Annotated in this window: 11 protein-coding genes; 10 read left to right on the top strand and 1 reads right to left on the bottom strand. The window is 70.9% G+C overall.

The genetic code is table 11. From position 1 onward, the window contains the following. Positions 1-316 precede the first annotated feature (316 nt). From ftsZ to AB0H84_RS05530, 7 genes are all read left to right on the top strand, one after another. The gene (gene ftsZ, locus AB0H84_RS05560; protein ID WP_357598557.1) at positions 317-1804 is read left to right on the top strand and encodes a cell division protein FtsZ; all 1488 of its coding nucleotides are present in this window, start codon (positions 317-319) and stop codon (positions 1802-1804) included. Positions 1805-1855: 51 nt separating this feature from the next. Beyond that, positions 1856-2065: a hypothetical protein gene (locus tag AB0H84_RS05555; RefSeq protein WP_357598554.1), complete on the top strand. Its 210-nt coding sequence runs from the start codon at positions 1856-1858 to the stop codon at positions 2063-2065. Then, complete coding sequence (locus AB0H84_RS05550; RefSeq protein ID WP_357598551.1) at positions 2062-2754, top strand: YggS family pyridoxal phosphate-dependent enzyme; 693 nt, start codon at positions 2062-2064, stop codon at positions 2752-2754. Before AB0H84_RS05555 ends, AB0H84_RS05550 begins: the two co-directional genes overlap by 4 nt. 140 nt (positions 2755-2894) lie before the next feature. Next, complete coding sequence (gene sepF / locus AB0H84_RS05545; protein WP_344985172.1) at positions 2895-3395, top strand: cell division protein SepF; 501 nt, start codon at positions 2895-2897, stop codon at positions 3393-3395. 80 nt (positions 3396-3475) lie between these two features. Then, on the top strand, positions 3476-3763 hold the full coding sequence (locus AB0H84_RS05540; RefSeq protein WP_357598548.1) for a YggT family protein: 288 nt from the start codon (positions 3476-3478) through the stop codon (positions 3761-3763). Between the two features lie 105 nt (positions 3764-3868). Then, positions 3869-4747, top strand: a complete 879-nt coding sequence (locus AB0H84_RS05535) for a DivIVA domain-containing protein (protein ID WP_357598545.1) — start codon at positions 3869-3871, stop codon at positions 4745-4747. 42 nt (positions 4748-4789) lie between these two features. Then, the gene (locus AB0H84_RS05530; protein ID WP_357598542.1) at positions 4790-6778 is read left to right on the top strand and encodes a hypothetical protein; all 1989 of its coding nucleotides are present in this window, start codon (positions 4790-4792) and stop codon (positions 6776-6778) included. Positions 6779-7221: 443 nt separating this feature from the next. Here AB0H84_RS05530 and ileS read toward each other — a convergent pair whose 3' ends face one another. Continuing rightward, complete coding sequence (ileS, locus tag AB0H84_RS05525; RefSeq protein WP_357598539.1) at positions 7222-10368, bottom strand: isoleucine--tRNA ligase; 3147 nt, start codon at positions 10366-10368, stop codon at positions 7222-7224. Between the two features lie 467 nt (positions 10369-10835). On the opposite strand from ileS, the gene AB0H84_RS05520 reads away from it, so the two are divergent. From AB0H84_RS05520 to AB0H84_RS05510, 3 genes are read left to right on the top strand one after another with little or no spacing between them, the layout of a single operon-like run. Further along, entirely contained in the window at positions 10836-11228 is a 393-nt protein-coding gene (locus tag AB0H84_RS05520) for a TraR/DksA C4-type zinc finger protein (RefSeq protein ID WP_357598536.1), read from the top strand. Next, positions 11192-11785 carry a signal peptidase II gene (lspA, locus tag AB0H84_RS05515; RefSeq protein WP_357598533.1) on the top strand — a complete coding sequence of 198 codons (594 nt, stop codon included), beginning with the start codon at positions 11192-11194 and terminating at the stop codon, positions 11783-11785. Before AB0H84_RS05520 ends, lspA begins: the two co-directional genes overlap by 37 nt. Continuing rightward, complete coding sequence (locus tag AB0H84_RS05510) at positions 11778-12707, top strand: RluA family pseudouridine synthase (protein WP_357598530.1); 930 nt, start codon at positions 11778-11780, stop codon at positions 12705-12707. Before lspA ends, AB0H84_RS05510 begins: the two co-directional genes overlap by 8 nt. Positions 12708-12712: the final 5 nt, after the last annotated feature.

Below are 12712 nucleotides of genomic sequence, written 5' to 3'. Positions count from 1 at the left end.
TGGGCAAGTCCGCGGCAAGGCATGGCCGAGCTTGTGCGAGGTGGGGGTCGCGGCGTGAGAGCCTTAAGTCGTACGTCGGGCGCAGGAGCCCCCGACCAGGCACGACTTCGGAGCGAAACGGACAGCCCGCGACACGCCGGACGTGCTTGCGGCGCGGTTAGTTGACCCGCCAGGCAGGGGACTCCTACTGTCCGTATCAATCCTCAGGTTGACATAAATCTAAATCTCAACCTGAGGTTGAGAGTTACCCGAAGTGACAAAAGCGGAGACGATCCGCACCGAAATGGCAAGTCAACGAGCGGAAAGGCCCCTCGTCGTGGCAGCACCGCAGAACTACCTCGCGGTCATCAAGGTCGTCGGCATCGGCGGCGGCGGAGTCAACGCCGTCAACCGGATGATCGAGGAGGGACTCAAGGGCGTCGAGTTCATCGCCATCAACACCGACGCCCAGGCGCTGCTGATGAGTGACGCCGATGTGAAACTCGACGTGGGCCGTGAGCTCACGCGCGGCCTGGGCGCCGGCGCCAACCCCGACGTGGGGCGCAAGGCGGCCGAGGACCACCGTGAGGAGATCGAGGAGGTCCTCAAGGGGGCCGACATGGTCTTCGTCACGGCCGGCGAGGGCGGTGGCACCGGCACCGGCGGCGCACCCGTCGTGGCCAACATCGCCCGGTCGCTCGGCGCGCTCACCATCGGCGTGGTGACCAGGCCGTTCAGCTTCGAGGGGCGGCGCAGGGCCATGCAGGCCGAAGCCGGCATCGAGACGCTGCGCGACGAGGTCGACACGCTGATCGTGATCCCCAACGACCGCCTGCTGTCGATCTCCGACCGGCAGGTGAGCGTGCTCGACGCGTTCAAGGCGGCCGACCAGGTGCTGCTCTCCGGTGTCCAGGGCATCACCGACCTCATCACCACCCCTGGTCTGATCAACCTCGACTTCGCCGACGTCAAGTCGGTCATGTCGGGCGCCGGCTCGGCGCTCATGGGCATCGGCCACGCCCGCGGCGACGACCGCTCGGTGGCGGCGGCCGAGATGGCCGTCTCCAGCCCGCTGCTGGAGGCCAGCATCGACGGCGCCCACGGCGTGCTGCTGTCGATCGCGGGCGGCTCCGACCTGGGCCTGTTCGAGATCAACGAGGCCGCGCAGCTGGTGTCGATGGCCGCCGCGCCCGACGCCAACATCATCTTCGGTACGGTCATCGACGACGCGCTCGGCGACGAGGTGCGCGTGACGGTGATCGCGGCCGGCTTCGACGACGTGCCGCCGCCGGTGGAGAAGCAGCTGCCCCGTCCGGTGAGCCGCCCCGCCGCGCCGCCTCCGTCGGCTCCTGCGCGGCCGAGCGTCGCGTCCCCCAGCGTGAAGTCGGAGCAGCCGCCGCTGCGCCCTGAGCCGCGCGCTGAGGTGCGTCCGGAGCAGCGCGGCGACTTCAGGCCCGAGCCGCGCTCCGACTTCCGCGCCGAGCCCCGTCCGGAGCCGCGTGCCGAGTTCAGGCCCGAGCCCCGTCCTGAGCCGCGTCCTGAGCCGCGCGCCGAGTTCAGGCCCGAGCCGCGCCCCGAGTCACGTCCTGAGCCGCCGCGTCCCGAGCCGGTGCGGCCGATGGAGTCGGTGCAGCTCCCCGAGCCCGCGGGCGACGAGCCCGCCGCGGAGGAGCCGTCCGGCCCCGTCTCGATCCCCCGGCCCACGCCCGAGCCCGCCAACCCGCCCACGCCCATCACCTCCCGCATGTCGGAGCCCGCCAAACGTCCCAGGGTGATCTTCGAGGAGCAGGAGGAGGAGCTCGACGTCCCTGACTTCCTCAAATAGCCCGGCCGCCTGACGCCGCTCTCCGGCAGGATCCGGGAGCGGCGCCGTCGTGTGCGGCCGCCGCTGCTGCTGCTCGCCGTCCTGCCGGGCGCGTGGGCGGCGGTCAGGAGCGTGCGCATGCGTTACGCCACCCTGTACGGCCTCATCCCGGCCCGCCACCGCAAGCGGATCAACGCGGAGCTGCCGGCGGAGCGGGAGTCGGCGGCCGAGGTGGGAAGGCGTACCCTGGGCCGGTCTGTAGCGAAAGGGAGACTCACGTGAGAAGGGACGAGATCGCGGCCGGGCTCGCCGAGGTCGACGCGCGCATCGCGGCGGCCTGTCGCGCGGTGGGGCGCGACCGGGGCGAGGTCACGCTGATCGCCGTCACCAAGACCCGGCCGGCCGAGGATGTGCGGATCCTGGCCGAGCTGGGCGTGCGCGACATCGGCGAGAACCGCGACCAGGAGGCCGCGCCCAAGGCGCACGAGCTCGCCGGGCTCTCGCTGACCTGGCACTTCGTCGGCCAGTTGCAGACGAACAAGGTCCGCTCCGTCGTCTCGTACGCCGACGTGATCCACTCGGTGGACCGCCTGCGGCTGGTGGAGGCGATCAGCAAGGAGGCGGTGCGCCAGGGCCGCAGGATCGGCTGCCTCATCCAGGTCGCGCTCGACGACGACCCCTCCAGGGGTGGCGCCCGCCCCGCCGACGTGCTGGAGCTGGCCGACGAGGTGGCGCTGACCGAGGGCGTGTGGCTCGGCGGCGTCATGGCGGTGGCGCCGCTGCACGAGGAGCCGGCCAAGGCGTTCGCCCGGCTCCGGGAGGTGGCCACGCGCCTTGAGGAGCAGCACCCGCGCGCGACGATGATTTCGGCCGGAATGAGCGAAGACCTCACGGAAGCCATCGCGTACGGCGCGACACACGTGCGCGTCGGTACGGCGTTGCTCGGCCGTCGCAAGCCCTTCGTCAGGTAATGTCCCCTCAAGTGGGTCTCCAGGCCCACGATCAAGTAGAGGTCGATCAGCGGTGAGCTCCAAGGGGGTACGGCTACCGCCTCGGGCGCCGGCGACGGACCCCGAGCGAGTGCGACCAGGAGCAGGAGGACGACGTAGCGATGGCCGGCGCGATGCGCAAGATGGCGGTCTACCTCGGTCTCGTGGAGGACGACCGCTACGAGAGATATGAGACGTACACGGACGAGTACGCCTACGAGGACGAGGTGCAGCGCACCGGCGAGGAGCGTCCCGTGGCGGTCCAGGAGCGCGACGACGAGGTCGACGCGGGGGTGCCCGCGCCGAGACCCGCCGCGGCCGTCCTGGAGCGCCGTACGACCGATCTGGCCCGCATCACGACCCTCCACCCGCGCACGTACAACGAGGCGCGCACCATCGGCGAGCACTTCCGCGACGGCACCCCGGTCATCATGAACTTGACCGAGATGGTTGACAGCGACGCCAAGCGGCTTGTCGATTTCGCGGCAGGTCTGGTCTTTGGCCTACATGGCAGCATTGAACGTGTTACCAACAAGGTGTTCCTGTTGTCCCCTGCCAATGTCGAGGTGACCGCCGAGGACAAGGCCCGAATCGCGGAACGCGGGTTCTTCAACCAGAGTTAGAGTCTCTGTATGTCTATCGAACCCAACCAGGCCTCGCCGAGGCCGGGAGGGCACATCAGAAGTGGAGGCGCGGCCAGGCCGTGGGGATCGTAAGTCAGATCTTGGTCGTAGTCCTGTCTCTCTACCTGGTGCTGCTCATAGGCCGGATGATCTTCGAGACGGTGCAGGCCTTCGCCCGCCAGTGGCGCCCTTCAGGTGCCATCCTGGTACTGGCCGAGGCCACCTACACCGCAACCGACCCACCTCTCAAGTTCCTCCGCCGTTTCATTCCTCCGCTCCGGTTGGGTACGGTGGCCTTTGACCTAAGCTTCACTGTCCTGTTCATCGTCGTGCTGATCCTGATCCAGATCGCGGGATCGCTGCGATGACCGGGCCGGTGTCGCGCCGGTCGTGATCCAACTCGTGTCCGCGCTGAAGTGATTCGGGTTACCGTCCCTCCGGACAGACTCCAAGCGCGCCAAGGAGACCAAAAAATGCCGCTGACGCCCGCTGATGTGCGGAACAAGCAGTTCAGTACCACCCGGTTGCGGCCGGGCTACGACGAGGAAGAGGTCGACGCCTTCCTTGATGAGGTAGAGGCCGAGCTCGACCGTCTGATCCAAGAGAACGAAGAGCTCCGTGCGAAGCTGGCCGAGTGCCTGCGCGGGAAGGTGCCGGGCGGCATGAACATGCCCATGGCCTCCGCCCCGGTCCAGGAGCAGCCCAAGCCCGAGATGATGGCGCCGCCCCCGCCGCAGCCCGAGCCCATGCGGGCCCCGGAGCCGCAGCCGGTGCAGCAGCCGGTCCCCGTGGCCATGAACATGCCTCCCGCCGAGGACAACATGGACACCGCGGCCCGCGTGCTCGCGCTCGCCCAGCAGACCGCCGACCAGGCGATCTCCGACGCCCGCCGGGAGGCGGACGAGACGGTCACCCGCGCCAGGCGCGAGGCCGACGACATCCTCACCAAGGCGCGCCGCCAGGCCGAGCAGGTCATCGGCGACGCCCGCGCCCGCGCCGAGACGCTCGAGCGCGACGCGCAGGAGCGCCACCGCCAGGCGATGGGCTCGCTGGTGCAGACCCGCGACGAGCTCGAGCGCAAGGTCGAGGAGCTGCGCAGCTTCGAGCGCGAATACCGCAGCAGGCTCAAGCTCTACCTGGAGAACCAGCTCGCCGAGCTCAACGTCGCCGCCGAGGGCAGCGGTGGGTTCCCGGTCATGTCCGGTGGTCCGCAGGGTCAGGCTCCCGCCATGTCGCACGCGGTGTCGCAGAGCGGCCAGCAGCCTCTTCCCGGTGGTCCCAGCCCGTTCGGCGGTGAGGCTCCCCAGGGCGCCTTTCCCGGCGGTGACGGTCCTCACAACGACCGCCGGTAAAGTAACGGGTCACTAGGACCTGTCACTCGAAAGAGCTCCCCTGTGATCCTTATCAGTGCTGGTTTGGTGCTCGCGGCGGTCGTGCTGCTGATCGCGGGCTTCGTACTGGCTAAGCCGTTCCTGATCATGTGGTCCATCGTGGTCAGCGTGCTGTCCGCGCTGTTCCTCGTGATCGGGGCGTTCCTTCGGCGGAACGAGCTTTTTCCCGGTGGCGGGCAGGCCGCTGCGCCGGCCACCCCACCGAAAGGGCTCATGCCGCCGGGCCAGCCGTACACCCAGACCGGCCCTACGGTCCCCCAGACCGCCCCCACGGTTCACCCGCAGCCACCGCGACCCCAACCGCATCCGCAGACGCCCCAGCGGACGGCGACCGTTCCCGCCGCCCCGCGCCGCCCCGCGGCCGGGGGCATCTCGCCGGATGCGATCGTGCTGGTGATCCCCGGACGCAGGCGCTACCACGTGTCCGGCTGCCGACAGCTGAGCGGCCGCGACAGCGAGGAGCTCACGTACGAAGAGGCACGCGAGGAGGGCTTCACGCCCTGCACGACGTGCCTGCCCGACGCAGCGCTCGGCGGACGGCAGCTGCCGCCTGCCGCCGACCCCGAGCCCGTCGTCGGCCCCGGCCCCGCCGCCAAGGCGGAGAGCCGGGCGGAAGACTCCGCGGAGACCCGCGACGTACGTCCGCCGGTCGCCCCGCCGAAGCCCGGCACGAAGGCTTCCACCCCCACCTCGGAGCCCGCCGCCTCCCACGAGGAAGGTGCCACCGGGTGGTTCGGCCGCCCCTCCGCCGCCGACTCCGATGAGGATCAGGCGGACAAGCAGACTTCTTACCTCCGGCCGCCGGCCTCCACGCGCGGGCCCGACCCGGCGCCGCCCCGCCCCTCGCCGGGCGCCTCGGGCAAGGGTGCGTCGAGCGGGGCCTCCTCCGGATCGCCTGCCGCGGCCGCCACATCGCCCGCCACGGGTGAGTCCACTCCGCGCACCCCCGCTCCGGGCAAGAGCGGGGCTCCTGCCGCGGGCAAGCCGTCGCAGCGGGCCGGGACGCCCGAGCAGCCGGGGACCAAGCCCGGCCAACCAACCGCCGCACCCCGGCCGTCCGGGACGAAGCCGGGGCAGCCCTCAGGCGCGTCCGGGCCGTCGGCCACCAAGCCGGGGCAGCCTTCCGGGGCATCCGAGCAGTCCGGCGCCAAGGCCGGGCAGTCCTCCGGCGCTCCTGAGCGGCCCGCCGGTGCGCCTGAGCGGGGTGCTGCTGGGGCTGCGGGGGTCGGAGGCAAGGCGGGGGCTGGACAGCCTTCTGCTGCGGCCGATGAGGACGACGACTCCTCGGGTCCGGCCACGGCGCCGCAGCCGCGTGTGCCCTCTTCAGCGGCGCCACCCCGTCCAGGTGCCCAGGGTGGGGCTTCCGGGCCGTCACAGCGCCCTTCTGGGGCCGCCAAGGCACCTGCTCCGGCAGGGAAGAGCGCGGTGGTGCCCGAGAGGCCCGCGTCCTCGGCCGAGTCGGAGGCCAAGCCCAAGGGTCCCCTTCCTTCCGGTCCCGGCGCGGCCGCCAGATCTCCGGAAGGACCCCCTTCCGGTACGGGCGCTGCCGGCAAGCCGGCGGTGACGGGGAAGACCGGCCCCGAGCGGCCCGCCACAGGCACTCCCAAGGCCACCCCCGCCAAGCCGCCCGCTCCCAAGGGGGACACGCCCAGTGCCGGCGGCGGCAAGGGTGAGCCGTCCGGAGGAGCGGAGAGCGGCACGGCGCCCAAGACCGGTGACTCCAAGGCCGGTTCGTCCAAGGCCGAGGCAGCCGGATCCGCCAAGGGCGGTGACGAGCCCACCGATCCTGCGGGCCCCGGCCCGGAAGGCAAGGGCGGGCGTCCTGAGATGGTGAAGGTCATCGTCGGCACCCGTCGCTACCACAGCACCGCCTGCCCGTTGATCAGAGGCGCCGGTGAGACCGGTGTGGAGACGATGACGCTGGCGGCAGCGGAGGCGGCCGGGCTGACCAGTTGCTCGGTCTGTCAGCACGACCACGAGACGGTGAGCTGAGAGGCGGTACCCGGCCCGGCGAGAGCATCGTGCCGCCGGGCTCGGCACGCGCCCCATGCGCTGAGAGGTGGCGCGGTTCCGCGCCGCCGTCCTGAGTGCGGTTCGGCGAGGGTGCGGCCGGTTCAGGGCCGGGCTGTGCCGAGTCCCGGTGGCATGGCCTGCGTATCGGGCTGGCGGGACGGCTCTCTTGGGCTGTGCCGAGTCCCTGGTGGCGCGCGGGACGCGTATCGGGCGGCTCCCGGGCGGCGCGTTGCGCTATGCCGAGACCCCGGTGGCGCGGAACGCGTATCGGCGGATGGGACGACTCCCCGGGTGGCCGGCTTCGTGGCCTGTGGAGCGGGGGAGCAGGGGGTGTGCCGGTGCGTGGGCCTGGAAGCCGCGTGGCGGACTGAGATGCCGGTGCGGTGGGGCGCCCGGAGGCGGCCCCACCGCGTTGTCCGGCGTCAGGCGCGGCGGAGCTGGAAGGTCAGCGACAGGTCCTCGTCCGTGTGGGACGGCAGGTCCGGGGCCGTGCCCTCCGTGACCGAGGTCGCCAGGACCTCCTCCGCCACCACGTGCCCCTCGGTGCGCAGGGCCGTGGCGAGGTCAGGGGAGGACGTGCTCCACCACAGGTCGATGCGGTCGGTGATCGACAGGCCGGTCGACTTGCGGGCGTCCTGGACCAGGCGGATGACCTCGCGCAGGAGGCCGGCGCGACGCAGGTCGTCCGTGAGCTCCAGGTCCAGGGCCACCGTCTCGCCCGTGCCGGTGCCGATCGCGCCCGTCTCCACCGCCCAGCCCGTACGGGGCTGCTCGTTGACGATCACGTCGTCGGGGCCGAGCATGATCTCGCCCAGCTCGTCCGCCTCCACCATGACCGTGGAGCCCGAGCGGAGCGCCCGCGCCACGCGGGCGGGGTCGGCGGCTGAGACCGCGGCGGCCACCAGCTTGGTCTGGGAGCCGAAGCGCTTGCCCAGGGCCCGGAAGTTGGGCTTGACGGAGTAGGACACGAGATCGGCGCTGAAGCCGGACATGTCCTCGAGCGTGTGGACGTTGAGCTCGTCCGCCACCAGCCCCCGGAGCTCCCCGGGCAGCGACGGCCAGCCGTGCGCCCCCACCAGCGCGCGGCGGAGCGGCTGGCGGGTCTTGACGCCCGAGGAGGCGCGGGCCGAGCGGCCCAGCTCCACCAGACGCCGTACCAGGGCCATCCGGTCGGACAGCACCGGGTCGAGCAGGTCCTCGCGCACCGTGGGCCAGGAGGCCAGGTGCACCGAGGAGGGCGCCTCGGGGGAGCGCAGCACGTCCCAGAGGTAGTCGGTGATGAACGGCGCGATGGGCGCCATCAGCCGCGTCACCGTCTCCAGGCACTCGTACAGCGTCGCGAACGCCTCCAGCGACCCCTGCCAGAACCGGCGGCGCGAGCGGCGCACGTACCAGTTGGACAGGTCGTCGAGGAAGTCGGCCAGGCGGCGGCCGGCGCGCTGGGTGTCGTACTCGTCCAGGGAGGCCGTGACCTCGGCCACCGTCCTGTGCAGCTCGGCCAGCACCCAGCGGTCGAGCAGCGGGCGCTCGGCCGCCGGCGTGGCCTCCGCGAGCATGGACGGCGACCAGGACTCGGCGTTGGCGTAGAGGGTGAAGAACGACGAGGTGTTCCAGAGCGTCAGCAGGACCTTGCGGACGATCTCCTCCAGCGCGTTGTGCCCCACCCGGCGCGCCGCCCAGGGCGAGCCCGAGCAGGCCATGAACCAGCGCAGCGCGTCGGCCCCGTGCTGGTCCATCAGCGGGATCGGCTCGAGGATGTTGCCCAGGTGCTTGCTCATCTTGCGGCCGTCCTCGGCCAGGATCAGGCCGAGGCAGAGCACGTTCTCGTACGAGGACTGGCCGAAGACGAGCGTGCCGACGGCCATCAGCGAGTAGAACCAGCCGCGCGTCTGGTCGGTGGCCTCGCAGATGAACTGCGCCGGGTAGAGGCCCTCGGGCTTGCCGCGCTCGCCCCACTGGGCGAACGGCATGGAGCCGGAGTCGTACCAGGCGTCGATGACGTCGGGCACGCGGCGGGCCAGGGCGCCGCACGAGGGGCAGTCGAAGGTCACGTCGTCGACGTACGGGCGGTGCGGGTCGAGCGCCGAGACGTCCTGCCCTGCCAGGGCGCCCAGCTCCTCCAGCGAGCCGACGCACGTCACGTGGGACTCGTCCTCGGAGCACACCCACAGCGGCAGCGGCGTGCCCCAGTAGCGCGAGCGCGACAGCGACCAGTCGACGTTGTTGCGCAGCCACTCGCCGAACCGGCCCCACTTGATCGTCTCGGGGTACCAGCTGGTGCCGGCGTTCTCCGCCAGCATCTTGTCCTTGACCGCCGTGGTGCGGATGTACCAGGACGGGAGCGCGTAGTAGAGCAGCGGGGTGTGGCAGCGCCAGCAGTGGGGGTAGGCGTGCTCGAAGTGGCCGCCGCGGTAGAGCAGCCCGCGGGCGCGCAGGTCCTCGGTCAGCTCCTCGTCGGCGTCCTTGAAGAACCGGCCGCCGACCATGGGCACGTCGTCGAGGAAGCGGCCGTCGGGGCCGATCGGGTTGACGACGGGCATGTCGTACCGCTTGATCACGGCCATGTCGTCGGCGCCGAACGCGGGGGCCTGGTGGACCAGGCCGGTGCCGTCCTCGACCGTGACGTAGTCGCCGAGCACGACGTAGTGGGCGCCGGGGATGTCGACCAGGTCGAACGGGCGGGAGTACGTGGTGTGCTCCAGCTCGCGCCCCGTGTAGCGGGCCACCTCGGTCACGTCCTCGCCCAGGACCGACAGCAGCGGCTCGGCGACCACCAGGACCTCGCCGTCCGCCGTGCGGGCCGCGACGTACGTCACGTCGGGGTGCACGGCGACCGCCGTGTTGGACACGAGGGTCCACGGCGTCGTCGTCCACACCAGCAGGGCGGCGCCCAGCTCGGCCAGCGGCCCCGAGGTCACCGGCATGCGGACGTAGACCGACGGGCTGGAGACGTTCTCGTAGCCGCCGGGCTGGCCCAGCTCGTGGTCGGACAGCCCCGTGCCGCAGCGCGGGCAGTACGGCGTGATGCGGAAGTCGCGGAACAGCAGCCCCTTGTCCCACACCACCTTCAGCGACCACCACACCGACTCGATGTAGGACGGGTCCATCGTCCGGTACGCCTGGGACAGGTCGATCCAGTAACCCATGCGCTCGGTCATCTGCTCGAACGCGTCCACGTGCCGCAGCACCGACTCGCGGCACTTGGCGTTGAACTCGGCGATGCCGTATTCCTCGATGTCCTTCTTGCCGGTCAGGCCCAGCTCGCGCTCGACGCCGACCTCGACCGGCAGGCCGTGGCAGTCCCATCCGGCCTTACGCGGAACGCTGAATCCCCGCATGGACTTGTAGCGCGGGAAGAGGTCCTTGAACACCCGCGCCTCGACGTGATGCACGCCGGGCAGACCGTTCGCGGTGGGCGGACCCTCGTAGAAGACCCAGGACGGGTTACCGGCGTTCTGCTCGATGGACCGCTCGAAGATCTTCCCGTCCCGCCAGCGGTCGAGGACCTCGCGCTCGAGCGCGGGCAGGTCGACCTGCGCGGGAAGAGAGCGGAACGTTGGGGAAGACATCTCGGGCGTGACCTCCACGCTTCGTCGGCCGGCAGGGCTGAGCGTGAAGGGACGAAGCCACGCGGGCTCCGCGGTACCACCCTTCTTGACCTCTCCAGCGGAAAGGCCCTCTTCGTTTGGTCTGCTGCCGGGTCTAATGAGCTCGTGCGAGCCGTTCTTCCGGCGGCTCCGGGGTGATATCCCTCACAGTCGGGCCCCATCAACGCCTTGCAGTCTCAAACCATAACGCAGAGTGGAGGCGAAGGCTTCCTTGTTTCCAGCGGCGCACCGGCCGGCGGCCCTCCAACGGCCACGCTGGGTACGCAACCGACAAAGATGTGGGAATGGACGCCCCTGTGGAGGAGTTGAATGCGCGAGGCGGGATAGTACGGGGGAGGTAAACCGTCCGGCGGGTCGTTTGCCGTTCCGTTATGAGGATCCTAAGCTGCCCGCACCATTTACGGCCTTGATCAGCAATGGAGGCAGCCATGGCGGCAGTGACGCAGCCCACCGCTACACCGTCGATGTGGTCGGAAGAGGAGCTGGCCGAGGTACGCGGCAGGCTTCAGAGCGAGATCGACGAGCTCAACGCGGACATCCGCCGCCACGAGTCGGAGATAGCCTCTGGAGACGTCACCCAGGGAGCCGGCGACGACCAGGCGGACGCCGGCGCCAAGACGTACGAGCGCGAACGCGAGATCGCCCTTACCCTGAATGCGCGCGATCTGGTCGCGCAGAACGAACGTGCGATCGCCAGGATCGACGCAGGGACCTATGGAGTGTGCGAATCGTGCCACAAGCCGATCGGCAAGGAACGCCTTCAGGCGTTCCCGAGGGCGACGCTGTGCGTGGCCTGCAAGCAGAAGGAGGAGCGCCGGTAGCAGCGCCTGAGGGCAGGTCCCGCGGGCGCCTGTTCGCCGTCCTCGTCGTGCTGGCGGCCGTGATCTACGCGGCCGACATCATCACCAAGACGGTGGTGCTGCGCACCCTCGAGGGCCGGGCGCCGCTCGTCGTCATCCCGGACGTGCTGCAGTTCCGGGTGATCTTCAATTCCGGTGCCGCGTTCAGCATGGGCACCGGAATGACCCTCGTCTTCACGTTCATCGCCGCGGGCGTGGTCGTGGCCATCGTGCGCACCGCCCGCAAGCTGGGCAGCCGGGCCTGGGCGCTCACGCTCGGCCTGCTGCTCGGCGGGGCGGTCGGCAACCTCACCGACCGCCTGCTGCGCTACCCCTCGGGCTTCGGGCGCTCCACGCAGCTGCAGGGGCACGTGGTCGACTTCATCGAGGTGCTCCCTGGGCACTTCCCCGTCATCGACTACTTCCCCGTCTTCAACATCGCCGACTCGGCCATCGTCTGCGGCGGCATCCTGGCGGTGCTCCTGGCCTGGCGCAACGTGCAGATCGACGGGTCCAAGGAGGTGGCGAAGGGTGAGTGAGCAGCGCAGCCTTCCCGTCCCCGACGGCCTCGAGGGCGAGCGGCTCGACGCGGCGCTCTCCCGCCTGTTCGGCTTCTCCCGCACCCGCGCGGCCGAGCTGATCGTCGCCGGCGAGGTGCTGGTCGACGGGCGGCAGCCGGCCAAGTCGGACCGGGTGCACGCGGGCGCGTGGCTCGATGTGACGATGCCGCCGCCGGTCACGACGCCGATGCCGGTCGCCGAGCCGGTGCCGGGCATGAGCGTCGTCTACGAGGACGACGACATCGTCGTGGTCAACAAGCCGATCGGGGTGGCCGCCCACCCGACCGTCGGCTGGACCGGGCCGACCGTGATCGGCGGGCTGCTCGGGGCCGGTCACACCATCGCGACCAGCGGGGCGGCCGAGCGGCAGGGCATCGTGCACCGGCTCGACGCCAACACCACGGGCGCGATGGTGGTGGCCAAGAGCGAGGTGGCGTACTCCCGGCTCAAGCGGGCCTTCAAGGAGCGGACGGTCGACAAGCGCTACCACGCGCTGGTGCAGGGGCATCCCGACCCGTTCAGGGGCACGGTGGACGCGCCCATCGACCGTCACCCGTCCGGGGACGGGCGGTTCGCGGTGGTGGCGGGCGGAAAGCCGTCGGTCACCCATTACGACACCGTCGAGGCGTTCCGGGCGGCATCGCTGCTGGACATCAAGCTGGAGACCGGGCGCACCCACCAGATCCGGGTGCACATGGCGGCGCTGCGCCACCCCTGCGTCGGCGACCTGCTCTACGGCGCCGACCCGACGCTGGCGGCCCGCCTTGGGATCACGCGGCAGTGGCTGCACGCGGTGGCGCTCGGGTTCGAGCACCCGACCACGGGGGAGTGGATGTCGTTCAGCACGGACTATCCGCAGGACCTGCAGAAGGCGCTCGACATCGTCCGCGCCGAGTCCTGACTCCC

Origin of the sequence: Nonomuraea sp. NPDC050786 (assembly GCF_040654115.1) — a bacterium.
Taxonomy (GTDB): Bacteria; Actinomycetota; Actinomycetes; order Streptosporangiales; family Streptosporangiaceae; genus Nonomuraea.
The sequence above is the reverse complement of the archived record's forward strand: the minus strand, read 5'-3'. Positions and strand labels throughout refer to the sequence as shown.

What these genes read in the sequence shown, in the direction of transcription:
- ileS (WP_357598539.1), bottom strand. Translation starts at nt 10,368, where the DNA reads ATGTCTTCCCCAACGTTCCGCTCTCTTCCCGCGCAGGTCGACCTGCCC.
- sepF (WP_344985172.1), top strand. Translation starts at nt 2,895, where the DNA reads ATGGCCGGCGCGATGCGCAAGATGGCGGTCTACCTCGGTCTCGTGGAG.
- AB0H84_RS05535 (WP_357598545.1), top strand. Translation starts at nt 3,869, where the DNA reads ATGCCGCTGACGCCCGCTGATGTGCGGAACAAGCAGTTCAGTACCACC.
- AB0H84_RS05520 (WP_357598536.1), top strand. Translation starts at nt 10,836, where the DNA reads ATGGCGGCAGTGACGCAGCCCACCGCTACACCGTCGATGTGGTCGGAA.